17 protein-coding genes are annotated in these 18,497 nt (G+C 56.6%); 9 read left to right on the top strand and 8 right to left on the bottom strand.

The genetic code is table 11. The annotated features are described in order from the left end of the window. Positions 1 to 75 precede the first annotated feature (75 nt). The 4 genes from ACXAE6_RS12460 to ACXAE6_RS12445 all read left to right on the top strand — a co-directional run bounded on the left by ACXAE6_RS12460 (position 76) and on the right by ACXAE6_RS12445 (position 4,114). Complete coding sequence (locus tag ACXAE6_RS12460) at positions 76 to 1,842, top strand: tetratricopeptide repeat protein (RefSeq protein ID WP_475148444.1); 1,767 nt, start codon at positions 76 to 78, stop codon at positions 1,840 to 1,842. Beyond that, on the top strand, positions 1,839 to 2,399 hold the full coding sequence (lolB, locus tag ACXAE6_RS12455) for a lipoprotein insertase outer membrane protein LolB (RefSeq protein ID WP_475148439.1): 561 nt from the start codon (positions 1,839 to 1,841) through the stop codon (positions 2,397 to 2,399). The genes ACXAE6_RS12460 and lolB overlap by 4 nt, the downstream gene beginning before the upstream one ends. 445 nt (positions 2,400 to 2,844) lie before the next feature. After that, positions 2,845 to 3,519, top strand: a complete 675-nt coding sequence (locus ACXAE6_RS12450; RefSeq protein WP_475148434.1) for a class II aldolase/adducin family protein — start codon at positions 2,845 to 2,847, stop codon at positions 3,517 to 3,519. After that, the gene (locus tag ACXAE6_RS12445; RefSeq protein ID WP_475148431.1) at positions 3,491 to 4,114 is read left to right on the top strand and encodes a hypothetical protein; all 624 of its coding nucleotides are present in this window, start codon (positions 3,491 to 3,493) and stop codon (positions 4,112 to 4,114) included. Before ACXAE6_RS12450 ends, ACXAE6_RS12445 begins: the two co-directional genes overlap by 29 nt. On the opposite strand, the gene ACXAE6_RS12440 is transcribed toward ACXAE6_RS12445, so the two are convergent. Then, on the bottom strand, positions 4,108 to 5,265 hold the full coding sequence (locus tag ACXAE6_RS12440) for a 1-acyl-sn-glycerol-3-phosphate acyltransferase (protein WP_475148427.1): 1,158 nt from the start codon (positions 5,263 to 5,265) through the stop codon (positions 4,108 to 4,110). The genes ACXAE6_RS12445 and ACXAE6_RS12440 overlap by 7 nt on opposite strands. Positions 5,266 to 5,322: 57 nt before the next feature. Beyond that, positions 5,323 to 6,375, bottom strand: a complete 1,053-nt coding sequence (locus ACXAE6_RS12435; protein WP_475148421.1) for a S66 family peptidase — start codon at positions 6,373 to 6,375, stop codon at positions 5,323 to 5,325. Positions 6,376 to 6,529: 154 nt separating this feature from the next. Between ACXAE6_RS12435 and ACXAE6_RS12430 the strand changes: the two genes are divergently transcribed. Further along, complete coding sequence (locus ACXAE6_RS12430; RefSeq protein WP_475148418.1) at positions 6,530 to 7,159, top strand: helix-turn-helix transcriptional regulator; 630 nt, start codon at positions 6,530 to 6,532, stop codon at positions 7,157 to 7,159. After that, positions 7,156 to 7,770, top strand: coding sequence for a 5'-deoxynucleotidase (gene yfbR / locus ACXAE6_RS12425; protein WP_475148415.1), 615 nt, complete (start codon positions 7,156 to 7,158; stop codon positions 7,768 to 7,770). The genes ACXAE6_RS12430 and yfbR overlap by 4 nt, the downstream gene beginning before the upstream one ends. Before the next feature lie 6 nt (positions 7,771 to 7,776). Here the strand turns inward: yfbR and ACXAE6_RS12420 are convergent, their stop codons facing one another. From ACXAE6_RS12420 to ACXAE6_RS12405, 4 genes are all read right to left on the bottom strand, one after another. After that, entirely contained in the window at positions 7,777 to 8,436 is a 660-nt protein-coding gene (locus ACXAE6_RS12420; RefSeq protein WP_475148410.1) for a TetR family transcriptional regulator C-terminal domain-containing protein, read from the bottom strand. Positions 8,437 to 8,525: 89 nt separating this feature from the next. After that, positions 8,526 to 9,845 carry a guanine deaminase gene (gene guaD / locus ACXAE6_RS12415; protein ID WP_475148406.1) on the bottom strand — a complete coding sequence of 440 codons (1,320 nt, stop codon included), beginning with the start codon at positions 9,843 to 9,845 and terminating at the stop codon, positions 8,526 to 8,528. A gap of 91 nt (positions 9,846 to 9,936) precedes the next feature. Further along, positions 9,937 to 10,629: a sensor histidine kinase gene (locus ACXAE6_RS12410; RefSeq protein WP_475148402.1), complete on the bottom strand. Its 693-nt coding sequence runs from the start codon at positions 10,627 to 10,629 to the stop codon at positions 9,937 to 9,939. A gap of 11 nt (positions 10,630 to 10,640) precedes the next feature. Further along, on the bottom strand, positions 10,641 to 12,296 hold the full coding sequence (locus tag ACXAE6_RS12405) for a response regulator (RefSeq protein ID WP_392802581.1): 1,656 nt from the start codon (positions 12,294 to 12,296) through the stop codon (positions 10,641 to 10,643). Between the two features lie 260 nt (positions 12,297 to 12,556). Here ACXAE6_RS12405 and ACXAE6_RS12400 point away from each other — a divergent pair, with 260 nt between their 5' ends. From ACXAE6_RS12400 to ACXAE6_RS12390, 3 genes are all read left to right on the top strand, one after another. Next, a complete protein-coding gene (locus ACXAE6_RS12400) occupies positions 12,557 to 13,987 on the top strand; it encodes a tetratricopeptide repeat protein (protein WP_475148397.1) in 1,431 nt (476 codons plus the stop codon). Between the two features lie 13 nt (positions 13,988 to 14,000). Then, complete coding sequence (locus ACXAE6_RS12395; RefSeq protein WP_475148395.1) at positions 14,001 to 14,873, top strand: FecR family protein; 873 nt, start codon at positions 14,001 to 14,003, stop codon at positions 14,871 to 14,873. A 71-nt stretch (positions 14,874 to 14,944) separates the two neighbouring features. Beyond that, positions 14,945 to 16,612, top strand: a complete 1,668-nt coding sequence (locus ACXAE6_RS12390; RefSeq protein WP_475148392.1) for a FecR family protein — start codon at positions 14,945 to 14,947, stop codon at positions 16,610 to 16,612. 111 nt (positions 16,613 to 16,723) lie between these two features. Here ACXAE6_RS12390 and ACXAE6_RS12385 read toward each other — a convergent pair whose 3' ends face one another. After that, the gene (locus tag ACXAE6_RS12385; RefSeq protein WP_475148387.1) at positions 16,724 to 17,302 is read right to left on the bottom strand and encodes a hypothetical protein; all 579 of its coding nucleotides are present in this window, start codon (positions 17,300 to 17,302) and stop codon (positions 16,724 to 16,726) included. A 313-nt stretch (positions 17,303 to 17,615) separates the two neighbouring features. Next, a complete protein-coding gene (locus ACXAE6_RS12380; RefSeq protein WP_475148382.1) occupies positions 17,616 to 18,359 on the bottom strand; it encodes a hypothetical protein in 744 nt (247 codons plus the stop codon). Positions 18,360 to 18,497 lie beyond the last annotated feature (138 nt).

Genomic DNA, 18,497 nt, shown 5'->3' with positions numbered 1-18,497 from the left:
GACAGTGCTATCACCATCTGGCACAATGAGCCGCGCAGTCATGCCGTTTCTACTGATCAGGACAACCGTCATCGCATGAAGTCAGCCAACACTGAAGACCGTTCCCGCTTTACTCGCGTTTTGCCCATTCTCGCCCTGGCCAGCCTGGTGCTCAATGGTTGCGCCACCGCCATGACCTCGTCCAGTGCTGCGCCGGAGCCAACGCAGGCAGCAACCCAGAGCAGTTCCGCCGAAGCCGTCACCGCTGAGCCTGACATCGCCACCACACCGCTCGATGGTCAGAGCTTCTATCAGTTATTGCTCGCGGAAATTGCCACCAACAGAGGTGAATTTGGGGCCGCGACCGAACTGTACAGCAGCCTCGACAACCGCATCGACGATCCACAGGTGGCCCGCCGCGCCTCGGCGCTGAGCCAGTTGATCAACGACTACGGCCGCATGCAGACACACGCCCAACACTGGGTTGAGCTGGAACCGGACGTGCCGGAAGCCTGGCAGGGTCTGGCGGTATCGAGCCTGGCCAACGGCGACTTTACGACCGGTGAGCAGGCGCTTATCGCCTGGCTCGATCGTGACCCTCAGGCGCCGGTGGAGACTGCCCTGATCGGAACGGGTCACCTATCGCCGCAACGTCAGATCGAACTGGCGAACATTTACCAGCGTTTGCAGCAACAGTATCCGCGATCGGCCAATCTGCCTTATGGCAGCGCCCGGCTGCTGGCCGATGCCGGCGAGTTCGATGCCGCCTATGCTCAGGTGCAGCGCTCGCGTCAGCTGTCCGACAGCCCGGGCGCCGGCTTGCTGGCCTACCGTCTGCATCTGGAGCGCGATGAGATTGATCAGGCGCACCAGTTGATCGCCGACCTGACCGAGCGCTTTCCCGACAACAGTCAGGTCGCCAGCGCCTATGCCAGTTTCGCCTTCAGCCAGGGCATGGCCGATAAAACCGAGGTGTTGGAATCACTGTTCAACCGTTTCCCCAACGAACCGTTGATCGTGCGCACCTTCGCTCGTGAATCGTTCGAAGCCGGCGATTACGACACCGCCGAAGCGCTGTTCAAACGACTGACACAAAGCGCTCACGCCGATGAAGCGCACTATTATCTGGGTCGCATCAACGTCGAATACGCCCGTCCAGAGCTGGCCGCCAATCACTTTTTGGCAGTGCAGGAAGCGCCTTACCGGATTTCGGCGCTGGCCGAACTGAGCGAACTCTGGGCACAGGATAATCTGGCGGAACTGCGCGACTTGCTGGCTCAGGCACGCACCGATCTCCCACAGCAGAATGCCCTGCTTTGGCGACTGGAAGCCGGCGCGCTGCGCAGCCGGGGTGAACCGGAACGCGCCATAGCGGTATTGGATGATGGCCTGGAACAGAACCCGCGTGATACCGCCCTGCTCTACGACCAGGCGCTGATCGCTACCGGCACCGGCAACTATGAACTGGCCGACAGCAACCTCAGCACCGTTTTGGAAGTGGACCCGGACAATGCCTCGGCGCTGAATGCCCTGGGCTACAGCTGGGCCGATCGCGACATCAATCTGGCGCAGGCAAAAGACTACATTGATCGCGCTCTGGCACTGGAGCCGGACGATCCGGCGATCATGGATTCCAAAGGCTGGGTGGAATATCGACTGGGTAATCTGGTGGTTGCCGAAGACTGGTTGCGCAAAGCGCTGGCCGACTTTGATAACGATGAAGTCGCCGCTCACCTGGCCGAAGTGTTATGGGTTCAGGGCGAACGCGACGAAGCGTTGCGCTGGTTGCGTCATGCTTTCGAGTTAAACGCCAGCAGCCCGACTGCCGAAGGCATGGTTGAACGCTTCGGAGTGGAACTGTGAAACAGCTGCTGATACTGATAACCGCGCTGCTGGTCCTCGCCGGCTGTGCCAACCGCGAACCGCAACCCGACTACGCCGACCTCACCGAAACCTGGGCGTTCAGCGGCAAGATGGCGGTACGCAATGCCAGCGAAGCGAGCAGCTTCAATGTCGACTGGGTGCAATCGCAAGCCGATTTTAAAATCGAACTGAGCGGTCCGCTGGGCCAGGGCCGGGTTGAAGTGGCCGGCCGGCCGGGACGGGTCACGCTGCGCCAGGGCGATGATGTCTGGCGCGCGCGTAGCCTGACCGAACTGGGTCAACGGCTGGCCGATATGAACCTGCCGCTGGATCACCTGCAATACTGGGTACGAGGTCGGGCTTCGCCACGTGATATCGGCACCCTGACGCTCGATAACCAGGGCCGCCTGACCCGGCTGCAACAATCCGGCTGGACCGTCAGCTTCCCGTCCTACTATGGCGAAGGTGCCGACGCCCTGCCGCGACGCATCGACTTCGAACGGGATGACTCCAGTGGCCGACTGGTGATTCGTAACTGGCTGGCCGACGCCAGCTAGCCGTCACGGACCGGTTGTACGTCCGGCCAGCCGGTCCAGCGCCATTCACCACCGCGCCAAACCAACGGACCTTTTCCCTTGTCTTTTCCCCTGCTCAATTCATCTAACACCACTACCCGCTCCATCTAACGCACGGCCCACCCCTGTTAACCCCACCCCCAACCCACTAGCCCACCAGAACGCAAAACCGCTCCGCAAGATAACGGTATAAGATGATTTCTCAGACGCGGATGGCGGCAAATCCTGAGCGCTTCAAGGCACCCCGTGGTGGCGGGCAGTGACATATCGACGAGTTGCTGGCACTCAACAAAGTTAAACAGCTAGAACCGCTTCACAATCTGGAGCAGAGGTTGGCATGACGAATGGCATCGTTATAGCGAACTCTGACATCGGTACTATGGTGTAGCGGGTAAGACCAAGGATGCAATAACAAGGGAAGCTAACGATGCTATTTGAACACCAGCGCCAGGCCATGGTTGAGCTGTGCCTGCAACTGTCCGACCAAGGGTATTTTGCTGCCGCTGGCGGCAGCCTGATGTTGCGCCTGGACAAGGACGTGGTCGCGGTTACGCCCCCGGCAACCGACTGTCTGAACATGACCGCAGCTGATATCTGCGTACTGCGACTGAACGATCTGTCGCTGATTGAAGCGACGCGACCGCCATCGGTCGAATCCAGACTGCACGCCCGGGTGCTGCGCCGCCGACCCGACCTGAACTGCAGCATTCACAGCCACCAACCCCTGGCCAGCGCCTGCGCCCTGCTGGGCGAAACCATCGCTGTACCGGCAGCGCACCAAACCATGCTTGGGCAACAAATCGTCCTGGTTGACTACGCGCCTGGCACACGCTGGCTGGCTAACCGACTCGAACGTGCCCTTGATCAGCACGGCCACATCTGGCTGATGCGCCATCAGGGCGTACTCTGCGCCGGTATCGACAGCGATACAGCCATAGCGGCGATGGAACAACTGGAACAGTTCGCAGCGGCGCATTTGCAGCAACGTATTGAGCAGCGCCTGAGAGCTGAACAACCGGCGGAGGCTGCCCAACTGACCGCTCTGCTTAGAGATCTGCAACAGGAGGTGGCGTATGAGCGAGCTGATCGAGACTCAGCGTAAGCTCTGGCAATCGAGTCTAAGCCGGCTCAACAGCCAGCAGCTGCTGCAAACACCCAGTGCCTGGCTGGCCTTGCGCGTACCTGGCGTCGACGGCTTTTGGTTTGGCAAGGCCAGAGCCGGACGACCGCAATGGATGGCCGGCGCCGGCAACGGCGAGTCAGCCTTGGCCGAGCATTTGTTTCGCAGTCGCCTGGACGTCTGTGCCATCGCCGCGGGCTGCGGTCGCTATGGCCAGCATTTGTTCGACCTGGACGGTCAGATGCCTGGGGTGTTCGACGCCCAAGTCCGGTATCTGGGCAAGATGGCAGCGGTCAGCCAACACGACACTCAACATCTCGACAGCGGCGGTAACGTCCATTGGCTTGCCGGTCAGCCTTTGCTGTTGGGCACCACCGCCAATCGTCTGGTATGCAATGCTGAGTTATTCGAGCAATGTGCTAAGGCTTATGTGCTGGCGTCGGCGACCGGTCAAGCAATTCGGCCGCTGCCCTGGCTGGTGCGCTTTGTCGCCAACCGACGGCTGCGCAATGATCAGCGCGCCGCCGCCGTGCGGGTGATGAACGGCCAGTTGCCGCAGGAAAGTCGCGGTTACTGAGCGGCGCTGTCGTCGCCAGGCTGCGGCGCCACCAGCGGCGCCTGGCCCTGTTTCATGCGTACCGCATTGGCGTATTGCCGCAGCAGATAAGGTTTGAGGCTTGCGCGGGCACTGCCGACACGACGCGCCAGTTGTTCGACTTCGGCATTGGCAGGCGTGGGTGTCTTACCTTCGAGCACGGCATAAGCCCAATCGCTGGTTTCAAAGACGCGATACAGCTGATGCACCTGCTGATCAATCGCTTCAGCCACCGCCTCGTCGGATTGGTAATCGCCATCGAGCACGTCGCCAAAGGTCAGCTGCACCCGGCCTTTCCAACCGGTCATTCCCCGGGCAATCGACTGAATGTCTTCGTGGGCGCGTTTGCGATAACCGCCCTTTTCCAACTGAGCGTGCAGCTCACGCGCCTTGGCAAGATCGAGTGGATCGAGTTCGTAGCTGATGCACACCGGCACGATGTTCAACTCGCGAATGTAATCACCGAAGTCGCGATCGACCGGCTTGCTCAGACTGAACATATTGATCACCGCCGGATTGGTGCGGTCGTAACCGTCTTTGGCGCGGCCTTCGCGCTGGGCAATCCAGACGTTGGCGTTGTCGACGGTGATGCAGTGATGGATATAACGCGACAGCGTCTGCGCCGCCTGCCACTTGGCTTTCACACCCTTGATGGCACGCCGCACGATAAAACTCTTGTTCAGCCGCATCAGATGAGACGCAAAGGGCTTGCTCAGCAGGTTATCGCCAATGGCGATACGCACCGTCTGAAAGCCGGCGTGGTACAGCGCCCAGTTGACCATGGCCGGGTCCATAACGATGTCGCGGTGATTGGAGACAAACAGATAGGCCTTGTTCGGATCGAGTTTATCGAGACCGCGCACCTGCAAATCGGCAACCGACTTATCGAGAATGCGTTTAACGAAGCCGCGCAGCTTGGGCTGGAAATCATCGACCCGGCGCACACCGCGAAAATGCCACTTCAGCACCAGCTTGACCAAGGGACGGATCAGCCAGGGCGCCTTGCGGTTTAATCCCGGCGCCACCCAGGAAGCGATGGCGCTGTGCAATTCGACGTCATTCAAAGTGGCCTTGAGCATGGCCGGTACTTCGTCGTCGTGATAAGGGCGAATGTCGTCAAATTCGGTGGTCATAGCAGCCATTTCGCAGTGATTCAGTGCCGGCTACTCTACCCTATCTTTCAAGCAAAATCAGTCACTTGGCAGGGTCGCCGGCTCACACAGACGCAACTGCTGCGCATCGCAATCGATGGCGATCTGCGCGCCCATCGGCAACACCCACATCGGATCGGTATGGCCGAAGTCGAGCTGCGTCACCAGCGGAATATTGAGCCCGGCCTCAGCACGCACGCCTTGCAACAAGGCAGCGTCGTAACCGGCAAAGCGCTCCGGCCGGCAACCGCCGGGACGGCCCAGCAGAATGCCATTCAAGCGGCGCAATACGCCCATGGCATCGAGCGAGCGGATAAAACGCAGCAGCCGATCCGGCGGTGGCGCTTCCTCTGAGGTTTCCATAAAGAGCACCGCATCCTGCCACTGCTCCGGTGTTGGCCACAGCGGTGTGCCCGGCAATTCGTTGAGCGAATCCATGCAACCACCGAGCAGATGACCGCGCACCTCGCCGCTGCCTTGCAGCCAGTGCCATGACGTTGGCTGCTCGCGCGGGCGCACTGGACTGCCCTCAACCGGAATCCCCCAATCGACCACCTCCGTCAACCAGGCGCCATCGTTTTGCGGCAAGATCCAGGACGCTTGCGGTTCGAACAAGGTGGCGCGGACGCTCTCGACCATAAAAGGCAGCAGGCCACCGCGTTCACCAAAGCCGGCCATAATTGACGGGCCGTAGTAAGACCGCAGGCCGGCTTGCAAACAGGCTAGATGGGTAATGGTGCTGTCGGAATAACCGAGAAAGGGTTTTGGGTTTTGTCGCAAGATATCGACATCGAGATGCGGCAGCAGTCGAATGGAATCATCCCCGCCGATGGTGGAAATCACGCCGGCGATATTCGGATCAGCAAAGGCCTGCATCAAATCATCCGCGCGCGCCGCCGGGTTTTGCGCCAGCCAGCCGGCATCACGCAAGGCATTGGGCATGGCCACCAATTCGACGCCGAATTCGGCTTCCAACTGACGCTTGCCCAATTCATATTGCTGCGGAAAAACGCTCGGGCCACCCCAGGACGAACTGACCGCCGCCAGACGATCACCAGCGCGCAAGGCGCGAGGAATACTTAACTGCAACATCGTCACCTCTGAATTCGATCAGTGATTATCTCAACACTCCATCCCAGTGATTACCAGACCTTGTCAGCACCGGCGCCAAGCGCCAGACTTGAAAAGTCCGCGCTGACGACCACCTAAGGCGTTAACCAGCCTGTAACCTGAGACTGCCCATTCCATGAGTGCCCGCGATGATATCTTGCAGCTGCTTAAACGCAGCGATGCCCTGACGGCGGCCGATGTCGGCGATGCCACCGGCCTGACCAGCATGGGCGCACGCGGCCATCTGGAACGCTTGCAACGCGATGGTCTGGTGCACTGGCAGGATACCCCCAGTGGCCGTGGTCGGCCGCGTCGGCTATGGCGACTGACGCGCAGCGGACACGATCGCTTTGGTGATCGTCACGACCGTTTAACCGTGGAACTGATCAGTCAGGTACGTCAGCTGTTTGGTGAGGAAGGTCTGGAGCGTTTGATCGCCGAACGCGAAAACAGTCAACGCGAGCGTTATCGCACTGCGCTGAATAAGGTTGCCGGCAATGCCGATGCCAAGCTGGATGCCCTGGCCAGTGAACGCTCACGTGAAGGTTATATGGCCGAAGTCATCGCCACCGATGGCGGTTGGGAATTGATTGAACACCACTGTCCGATCTGCTCGGCGGCCGAGCATTGTCAGAATTTTTGTCGTTCGGAATTGTCGGTGTTTCGTGACAGCTTAGGGCCGGATTTTCAGGTTGAACGCGCCGAACATCTGCTCAATGATGGCCAGCGCTGCCGTTACGCCATTCGCCGCCGGGAGAAACAATGACCACCTATCGGTTCTTCGCTTATCTCAGTCGGCTGCGCTGGATCAAACGCTGGGGCCTAAAGCGCAATGTCATCGAAGAAAATGTTATGGAACATTCCTGGCAGGTGGCGACCATCGCTCATGCTCTGGCAGTGATTCGCAATGAGCAGTTCAACGGCGAGTGTTCCCCGGAAAGCGTCGCCACTGCCGCGCTCTATCATGACGTTGGCGAAATCATCACCGGCGATCTGCCGTCGCCGATCAAGTACCACTCAAGCACCATTACCGGCGCTTACAAAGCCATTGAAGACGAAGCCGAGCAGGAAATGCTGGAGCAATTACCGGCCTGGATGCACAAGGCTTATACGCCCTATTTGCGCCATAAAGAAATGGATCCGGAAGTCGCCGAACTGGTCAAGGCGGCCGATCTGATCAGCGCCTATTTGAAGTGTCAGTCTGAACTCAACGCCAATAATCAGGAATTCTCCCGGGCAGCGCTCGATATCGAACGTAAGATCCGCAAGCTGGAACATCCGGAAGCGGATTATTTTATGACCCACTTCGTCGAATCCTACCAACTGACGCTGGATGAATTACTGATTCAGCACGAGAAAAACAACGCACAACGCTGAGCTAAATCAGCCCAGGCCGATGCCTTTCAGCACCACGTGCGTCACCGTTTCTACGGCGGTGTTGTAGTCGTCTTCATCCAGTTCGTCACTGTCCAGCGCCCACTGCACCTGGGTCGCAAAGTCGGCGTAATGCTGGGTGGCCCCCCAGATTAAAAACATCAGATGCAAGGGATCGACAGCGTCCATCTTGCCGGCATCGATCCAGGCCTGGATAACTTTGGCACGACCGCGCGCCCAGATGTGCAGATCATCGGCCAGATATTTTTTCAGATGCGGCGCACCCTGAATCACTTCGATGGCAAAGATTTTCGAGGCCAGTGGATGGCTGCGTGAATAACGAATTTTGGCACGAATGTAGGCACCGATGGCCTCGGCCGGGTCGTCATCGACGGTGGCGTCGTTAAACGCCTGGTTCCACATGCCCAGAATGTCCGACAAGACCGCGCCATAAAGCCCGGCCTTGTTCTGGAAATAATAGAGGATATTCGACTTGGGCAAGCCTGCCCGTTCGGCGATGGCGTTTAACGAAGCACCACGAAAACCATGCTGAGAAAATTCCATTTCCGCCGCTTTCAGGATGACGGCTTCATTTTGCTGACGAATGCGCCCGGCTTTTTCCTTGGTCTGAAATTCTTGCTTCAGCCGTTTCTGGGCCTGATCGACCATGGTGGATTCCTACACTGCAAAGGGGTGGGTTAAGGAAACTTCCGGCAAAGCACGCAGAAGCTCCTTAACTTACTGATTCCGCGTTGTTTTTAGCTTATGGATGTTGTCTGGCCATTGCAATAACGACGCACACCGGCAACCCAGGTTGCCTCGGTCAAACGCTCGTCGCCAAGAATCACCAACGCAAATAACTGTTCATCCAGCGCCTCGACACCCTCCAGACGCATCGATAGATTCTGGCTGGCTGACGGATTCAACACCACCAGATCAGCCTGCTTACCCACATCCAAAGTACCGATCTGATCGCCCAGATGCAGCGCCTGCGCATTGCCCTGAGTCATCTGATGCAGCAGCCAACCGGCGGATAATTTTTTGCCGCGCAACTGCGCCACCTTGTAGGCCTCGGCCGCCGAAACCAGTTGCGACAAGGAAGTACCACCACCGACATCAGTCGCCAAACTCAACACAACGCCTTCAGTTTCAGCGCGCTGAAAATCAAACAAACCGCTGCCGAGGAAGGTGTTCGAGGTCGGGCACACCGCCAGGCGGGTACCGGTGCTGGCCAGCGTTCGCCATTCGCGATCGGTCAGATGCAGGCCGTGCGCCAGCACCGCATGATCGTTAAGCAGGCCGTAGCGTTCATAGACGTCGACATAGTCTTTGGCATCGGGAAACAGCGATTGCACCCAGGCGACTTCGTCCGGGTTTTCCGAGACGTGAGTCTGGCTGTACAGACCCTCGGCTAACTTCATCAGCGCGCCAGCGCCTTCCAGCTGAGCTTCGGTCGAGGTCGGTGCAAAGCGCGGTGTCACCGCATAGCGCAGCCGGTCACGGCCGTGCCAGCGCTCAATCAGGCGAGCGCTGGCATCAAAACCACTTTGGGCGGTATCGCGCAGAAAATCCGGGCAGTGGCGATCCATCAATACCTTGCCGGCAATCATCGCCATGCCGCGCTGTTGAGCCGCCTCGAACAGCGCATCGGTAGCATCTTCGTGCACCGTGCCGAACACCATGGCGGTGGTGGTGCCGTGCGCCAGCAGGTTGTCGAGAAAGACGCCGCTGGCCTGGCGCGCCACCGCCGGATCTTCAAAACGACGCTCGGCCGGGAAGGTGTAACGCTCCAGCCAATCGAGCAGTTGTTCACCCCAGCTGGCCATCACCGGCATCTGGGCGGCGTGAACATGGCTGTCGATAAAACCCGGCAGCAGCCAGGCATCGCCGTAGTCATAGCTGGCATCGAAGGCGTCGTGTGGCCAGGGCAGATCGGCACGGTCGCCATGCCAATAAATGCGGCCGCCGGCCATTACCAGTGCAGCCTGTGGCTGATGGCGACATTCAGTCGGGGTGGGAAAATCCAGTGTTTGAGCCAGCAGCAAAGTAGCGCCAGCAGGAAGGGCGGTCTCGGTCATGACGGCCTGAGGGGTAGTTGATACGGGCCAAGGATAGCAAAGCTGACCATGCGGTCAACTCTCTTCCCTGGCCTCGACGGCTGCGAGTCGTTCAGGGCAACCAGAGTTCAAAGCTGGCGCCGCCCTTGGGGTCGTTCGACAGCTTGATGGTGCCATGACGATTGCCGTTACGATGCAAGCCAGCAATCTGGTTACAGAAAAACAAGCCCAGGCCGGTGCTGCCGGTCTGGAAGTTCACATCGCCCTGTTCGTCTTCGGTGCCCATAAAATTGAGCATTTTTTCCGGATAACCTTCGCCGTTATCGATAACACGGATAGACAACCCACCGTCACGTTCAGACACGAAGAGATCTACACGATCCTTGGTATAGCGAATGCTGTTGGTGAGAATATTCGCCAGCACGCTTTCGATCAGCGCCGGGTCCATATACCAAACGCAATCCCGATCATCCATCTGGATATTCAGCTCGATGCCCAGCGCCGCCAGACTTTCGGTGTAGCGTGAACTGGCGTCCTGCACCACCTCTTCCACCGGCACATCATCGAAGCTTGGATGGAAGGTGTTTTGATGCATGCGATACAGACCCAGCATATGCACCAGGTCATTATTGATGCGGCCGGTTTCCAGACGGATGCGATTCAAGTAGGCCGCACCTTCAGGACTGGCTTGTGCCACTTCGGTCATCACATCGCGAATCTGATCGTCGATCAGGCTCAGGGCGTTTTTCACATCATGAACGGTCGACGCCATGATGGTGTTCATGTCGAGTTCCAGCTTATTCATCGACTGCCTCGTCATTGAGCGATGACTGCGCCATCGGTCAGGTCGTTGAGTTTGGAGCGGATGGTCAGGTAACGATCATATTGATAGTGGTCCCGTGGCAGATAGCTGAGTCGTTTGACCAGCTCCACGCATTGATCGAGCCGCTGTTTGGTCGGCGAACCGGTGCCCACTTCCAACAGACTCGACTGCACCAGATTGAGAATGATACCCGGGTGACGCGGCGACAATTCCAGTGCTTCCTCGAACTGTCCCACCGCTTCGGTGTAACGCTTCTTCTTGTAATGCTCGATGCCCTGAATGTTCATCTGATGCGCTTTCTCGCGCGTCTCCACGGTCGTCGTCGGTTCGGTCTGCACCTGGTTCAAGCGTTCCAGGAAAGCCTTGGACGAGCGATGATAATCGCGCAGCTTGTCGATCAATTCGTCCGCCAGTTCGTTCTCGCCTTTTTCGTAGATGATCTCGGCGATGTCCACGGCGCTGTCCTGCGACAACTCTTCCATCTTGCGAGAAGCCTTTTGCGCCAGCTCCTTAATAAAGCCATCGGCGCGGGCACGCGTATCCTGCGGATCGTTGAGGAAAGAACGGTACGCGCGTGATACCAGATCGGCATCGGTATCGTCGGGGAAGTTTTTCATCAACTTCTTTAGATAGGTCATCGCATCCAGACGTAACCGGCGGCGCTGGGCTTCATTGGTTTCCAGCGCCATGCGGGTCCGGGTGGCGCGCAGGGCGTCTTTATAAACGTCCGGCGCATCGTGCATGGTGCCTTCGCACAGATTGACCACCTCTTTGTAGGCGCGGGTTGCCGTCGCCAGATCGCCATTGCCGGTTGCTACCTTGGCCAGACTGCGCTGCCGCGGAATGCTCAGTGGCGAGCGCTCCAATGCCTGCTCCAGGGTGTGCTGCACATGCTCCGGCTGCTTCAACATGTTCTGCACCTGAGCCAGCAGATCGTAGGCGTCGATCAGGTTGGGTTCTTTGTTGATCAGAGTACGCAGACCTTTCTCGGCCTTCTGCAGTTCTTTGCGGGCAACCTGAATGCGGTGCACTTCCAAGCGCGCCCAAGGGTATTCTCGTTCTTTGAGTACGATGCCCAGAAACTTGGTGGCGTCTTCCAGTCGGTCCAGCTTCAACAGCGCCTGGTGATATTTGCGCTGTGCCCAGGAACGATAGCGGCTCTTGTTCTTGATCAGATCGCGGCACATCTTGGCCACTTGCGCCCAGTCGCCTTTATCCAAAGCGGCATTGACCGGCCGCAGCTCTTCCTGGCGGTCCATCCAGCGCACCAGGCGCTGCTTCAGCGTATCCATGGCAAAAGGCTTGGCCAGATAGTCGTCCGGCTGGAATTCCAGGGTGCCCATCACCCGGTCACGGGAAGTTTCCGCGGTGATCATCACAAAGATGGTTTCGTGCGACAGCCAGCCACGCTTACGCCACTCTTCGAGCAACTGAGAGCCGTTTTTGCCCTTTTCCAGGTTGTAGTCACACATGACGATATCGAGCTTTTGCTCCCGCACAATGCGGGTCGCCTCGTTACCATGTGCCGCTTCAAAAACATTGCGAAGCCCAATGGAGGTAATCATGCTTTTGATCGACTTGCGCACGTTGGCAAAGTCGTCAACCAACAAGACGTGCTTATTGAGCGAATCAGATAGGTCCAAACCCATTAGGGCTCCTTTATTACTGCACCAGCACGCCTGGAATACCAATTACAAGGTCGCACTGTTAAACTGATCACAAAGTGGACAATTTCCAGTCAAATAGTGGACTGACCGCGTGGTTGGCCAGACCGAAAAGGTCTACTTTGTGAACTGATAGGCAAACTGCTCCTAAGCATAGCAACCAACGCTCAACTTAAGTAGTTCCCAGCCCGATTATTGCAGTTATCGTCCATTTGGGGCTGCAATTGAGGACGGGATCATTTGCCATGGACGAAGTATCAATGGATCTCTCTGCTCATTTCCGCCGCCGGACCGGCATCATTTCTGCTTCAGCACTCGCTTTCGCGCTGTCCCTGCCGCTGCTCGCCACTGCCGAATCCTCCAACACCAACGGTCCGGTTGTGCCGTTGGACCAGGATGTTAACGGCCCGGTGCTCGAAGAATTTATCAGCATGATTCGTGCCGGCCAGTGGCAGCCGGCCCGCATCATGGCACCAGAGCTGCTGGATCGCTTTGAAGGTACGCCGCGCTTCGATTTCTACTACGCCCAATTGCTGCTGCACGATGGTGACACCCGCGAAGCCATCTTCGCGCTGGAACGCGTACTCATCATGCAGCCGGAACAACACCGCGCCCGCCTTGACCTGGCCCGGGCCTACTACGCCAACAACAATCTGGTACGCAGCCGCACCGAGTTCGAACGGGTACTGGCCACCAATCCGCCGCCCCAGGTTCAGGCCAACATTCAGGCCTTTCTCGACCGCATAACCGCCATTGAACGCGCCCGTGATCGTCAATTCACGATGTTTGCCGGCCTCGAAGCCGGTTACGACACCAACATCAACGGCGGTGGCAATCTGGATGGTCAGCTCGACCCCAATCTGCTGGGCCTGACCGACCTGAGCGAAGAGTCGCTGGCCATCGACAGCGTCTACAGCCAGTTCCGTTTCGGTGCCCGCCTGGTGCAACCGACCAGCCTGAAAACCGGACATGTGTTCGGTCTGCTCGGCCAGACCACTCGTTACCCGGGTGATGAAGAAGAGTTCAACCAGACCCGCGTCACCGCTCAGTACCGCTTGCAACGCGCCCTGCCGCGCAAATCACGTGCTCAGGTGTCCACTAACCTCAGCCAGAATCTGGTCGGTGGCGAGGCATATCAGTTTTCAGCGGCGTTAAGTGGCCAGGCAACAACGCCACTGTGGGGCGTTCTGGAAGGTGGCCTGGCCGCTCAGCTTAATATGGCTTTTGCGCAGAGCGATGCAGCGGCCGACAGCAGTACCGACGCCATCGGCGTGCTGTTTACCGCCGCAGAGAACAATCGCCGGCATCGTTTCGACAGCCAGTTCGTCCGCTTTCGGCGTGGCGGCAACAGCGATGAACACCTGGAGTGGAACGGCATCAGCAATCGCTACAGCCTGGGCTGGCAATGGCCCCACAAGCTGAGCACCGACTTCGCTTTCCGTCATGATCTGCGCACCTATCAGGACGACGACTTGCTGTTTCTGGAAAACAGCAGCAGCAACCAGACCAAGGTGCGCAAAGACCAACTGATCACCGCCGACCTGGGTTTAAGCTGGCAGGCCAAACCCTGGTTACAAACCCGAACCGGCGGACGCGCAGAATGGTTAATATCGAACATCAATGCCTACGAGCGCGACCGACTGGTCATCAACCAGTCCGTTACGCTGACGTTCTAGGAGTTGCAGTCAAATGAAACGCTTAACCGGCCTCCCTCTCTGCCTTTTGCTGTTGGCACTGTTGCTGCCCACGCCACTGTGGGCGGCGGCTGGTAAAGTCGTTATCGCCGCCGGCGATGTCTTTGCCGTTAATGCGCAGAACCAGCGCCGTCTGCTGCAACGCCGTGACAACGTATTCGAAGGCGACACCCTGATCACCGGCGCCAACAGCAATCTGCAATTGCGCCTCGAAGACAACGCCATTCTTGCCCTGCGCGCCAACTCCCAACTGCGCATCAGTGACTATCAGGGCGAACAAGTGGTCATGGAACTGCTAACCGGAGGCTTTCGAACCATCGGCGGCCATTTCAGCACAGCGGATCAGGCCAGCTACCGGGTGCGCACGCCCACCGCCAGCGTCCGCATTCACAGTGCGCACTACGAAGTGGTTTTTGCCACCCCGACCATGACCGTCGGCGTCTACGAGGGCAGCCTCACTGCGACCAATGCACTGGGCACCATCGACCTCGGTCTGGACAACGATTTCCTCTATGCCCAGCTCGAATCCGGCCAACTGCCACTCGGCCTGCTGGACCCACCGACCAACCTGCTGGCTCCCAGCACACCGCGAGCGGGCACAACGGCGAACCAAACCGATTCAGGCATTAGCGACGACGATCTTTCCGACCTCACTAACGGCAACAGCCAGGCGCCCAGCAACGACCCGAACAACACCACCCTGCCGGTTCCAGATGCCGACGCCATCAGCGACGGGGATTTTGATTTCAGCGCCATCGAAGAAGGCATTGAGAAAAAGGATAAAGCTCAATATCCGAATAACCGCCTGGCATTCAGCCGCCATAACAGCGCCGGTGTTGTTTTCATCACTGGTAACAACACCGGCTGACTGTTTTAAACACGGACGAACGCAACCGCTGCATCGCAGTTGATCCCATGACGGATTTAGCAGGACGCACTATGAAAACACTCAGACAGGAACTCAAAAACGCAATACGGATTTTCTCTCTACTGCTGGTTTTATTAGCACCGCTAACCAGTTGGGCCGCGGCCGGCAAAGTGGTAATCGCCGCCGGCGAAGTCTTCGCCATTGATGCACAAGAGCAACGCCGCCCCTTGCAGCGCCGTTCCGACATCTTCGAAGGCGATACGCTGGTCACCGGCGCCGACGGTCGCTTGCAACTGCGCTTTGAAGACAACGCCATTCTCGCCCTGCGTGCCGACTCGCAACTGCGCATCAGCGAATATCACGGCGCCACCGATAGCCAAAACGAACGCGTACTGATGGACCTGCTCGGCGGTGGTTTCCGCACCATCAGTGGCAGCTTTGGCAAATCCGAACGCGATGCTTATCAGGTACGCACACCTAACGCCAGCATCGGTATTCGCGGTACGCATTACGAAGCGGTGTTCCAATCCGACACCCTGACCGTTGGTGTCTACGAAGGTGGCATCGTCCTGACCAACGACCAGGGTTCACTCAACCTCGGCCTGGACAGCGAGTTTGTTTTCGCTCAGGTACAGGCCGGCAATTTGCCGCAGGGTTTACTGAACCCGCCTGAGAATTTAAATGTACCGAATACGCCGGAATCGGATGATGAAAACGAAGGGGAAGGCGATGAAGAAACCTCTCCGGATGAAACCAATCCAGACGAACCGGAAGACATCGCAGCCATACCGGTAACCACCACCGACGATAATGATTTCAGCGCCGATGATTTTAACCTCACGGACCTGGAAGATGCGTTTATTGAGTTGCAGGAAAAGAGTGTGGTGTTGACTGATGTTGAACGTGCAGCATTCAATGACCCATCCAGAACAGAGTTTGGCATTTTGGTTATGGCACCATCAGAGACTGGAACGAATGGGCAACCCATTTCAGAACTCGGTCCATTACTGGTCTATTACAGCGATTACACTACAGGGGGTTCTCAATCACAGGGTGCCACCACTCCGTTGTTTATTGCATTTGAAAGCCAGGATTTAAGCAATAGTCCGACTGATGTTCCCAACTTCGTTTTGCGACCAGATGAATCTAATACACCATTCACTGGACTATTTGGCTGGGAAGAGTGGAATCTTGAAGCTACGTCAGAAGCAGCAGCAGGTAACGACACAGGGTTTAATTCTGGGACTGTCGAGCAACCCTTTTTCTATATTGCAGCAGAGCCCACAACGGCGAAGTTGTCAGGCTCTACTACTTTTATTCTAAATGGGCCTTCTAATATTGCAGCGAATGGAATGTCTATTGGTTCAGCTAACGGTCTGCTTCAAGTTGAATTTAGTTCACTCTCAGCATTTGGAAATATCAGTATTGGCAGAGGAGACTCACCAGACCCCACGTACTGGTCCATTTCGTTCGAGGGCAATATAAACGGCACCACTCTACATGCCGATATAGTTGACAGCGTTCAATTTGAGTATGGCCAGGGTGAGTTCGATACTTTTGAAAGTGGGTATATTGATACCAATTCGAACTCCCATGACATCGAAGGAAATGTTAATGGTGTCTTCACTGGTCCAGCTGGTGACCTGCAGTTCGTCGGCGGCTTTAGTGCAGAAACTGTTGGTGATCAAAATGATGATGAAGTCTATGGGGTCTTTGTTATGGACAATGCTAACAATTAGCAAGAGCCTAACTAACTTGAATACGGGCTAAACAGCGAACTTCTTCTAACCCAGAAATTCCGACTAACCAGTCGGAATTTCTATTTTATAAACCAATTAATCGACCAAAACTCAGTCACTATCCCCACTAAAATACCAAGGCACCTCAACACCGGCTTCCACGCCATCGGCGCGTGGAAAACTTCCACCCCCCAAACGCTTGCCCTGTGTCGAGGCCAAATAGGTTGACCAGCTTCCCGGAGCACTCGCACCGGCCAGGTTAAATGAAATCGTCACCGACCAATATTCCGATTCATCCGCCCTGAATTCTTTGAAGGTTTCCTCTACCGCAGGCAGGTTGTATTGAGCGGCGACGCTGAACCAGAGCGGGCCTTCAAAGGGCCGACGCTCGAGACCGATGCCCACATAGAGGTTGCTGACATCGAAGTAAGCCTCAGCTTCATAAGAATCACCTTCCAGGTGGTAGTCGATATCGAAGCCCGATCGTTCCCAGCCGGCAAACCACTTCCAGGAGTCAAACTTGAAGGTCAAATCCGCACCGCCCACCAGAAAGAGACTGTGCAGATCGTCATAGACCACCTCGCCACTGCCACCGCTCCAGTTCGAGCCCTGGAATTCGAGCTGCTCGTAAACCCGCTCGTTATCAGCCTCATTGAAAATCTGATAGCGCAGGTAGAAGCGACTGTACAAGCCCGTCTCCGCCTGAGCAGTCGTGGTCACAACAACCAGCGACAAAAGCCCCAACCCAATATGACAACGCACAACCATATCCACACCAACAAAGATTCATCCAACAACAGACATGATATGACAGCGAGCCAACTAAGCCGACTAAGATGCGCTTATTTTTGGTTTATCGCGGCTTAGTGGGAAATTCCATGAGGTGGCCAGACCCGCAGCGCTCTGGCTGGCGATGGTGATCGATGACAGTTCGGAAGGGATATCACTACAAAAAAGCCCAGGCTGATATTCAGCCTGGGCTAGCGATTTCTTTATAGGATTATTAATCTTTCTGATATATATCGCCCAGGATACTCATATTGTTGATGTGAGCGCTAACTCCGACGTTCAAATGACCTGATTCGTCAACAAAGGCAAGACCGCTAGCTGAAGTACTCTCACTACCCAGGAAGACTGTAGCGTCAATACCGTAGATATTGTCCGCTATTTTGGATGTGGTTCCGGTAGCACTAGTACTACCAGAATACGCCAAGGAGAACGCGCCTGTAGAATCGATAGTCAATGTAGAAGCCTGCAAATTGATAGATGTCCAGGTGCCTATCATATCTGCATCGGCAATCGCTTTATCCAGCTCGGTTAAGCGCACCCACTTCACATCAGTCGTTACTTCTTCGCCACTACTTGTTGTATACTCCAACTCACCTTCCATGGTGTCGTCGTCTGTAATAGCGAAAGTAATATCCATAGTGCCACAATCAAAAGTGGCCGGACTTCCTGCAGGCGAGCAAAACGCTCCAAAGGCACTGACACCCGAACCATCCAACTCGATAGACCCCTCTTGCATCCCAATCATAGTCATATCAGGGTCGCCTTGCGTTCCCATAAAACGACCGTCGGGACCTACCACGATGTTGGCAAAGGACTCATAGCCATTATCACCCTCTACCGACATTTCCCAATGCCCACCGACATCAAACGTCAGGCCGCTAGGGCCATCGTTGTCGTCAGAGTCACAACCCGCCAACAAAACAGCCGTGGTGAATACAGCCAATAATTCCTTTTTCATTGTTTAACGCTCCCTTCTTAGTTGATATTGAACAGCTGGTACGGGCGTCAACTTTTATGGCGGATTACACAAATAAACCAGTCAATTTTTTGACGATTTGGTGATTTCGGAAGATTCTGTGAAGTAATTAACGCTTTC

The organism is Saccharospirillum sp. ABV4_185 (genome assembly GCF_056159245.1).
The sequence above is the reverse complement of the archived record's forward strand: the minus strand, read 5'-3'. Positions and strand labels throughout refer to the sequence as shown.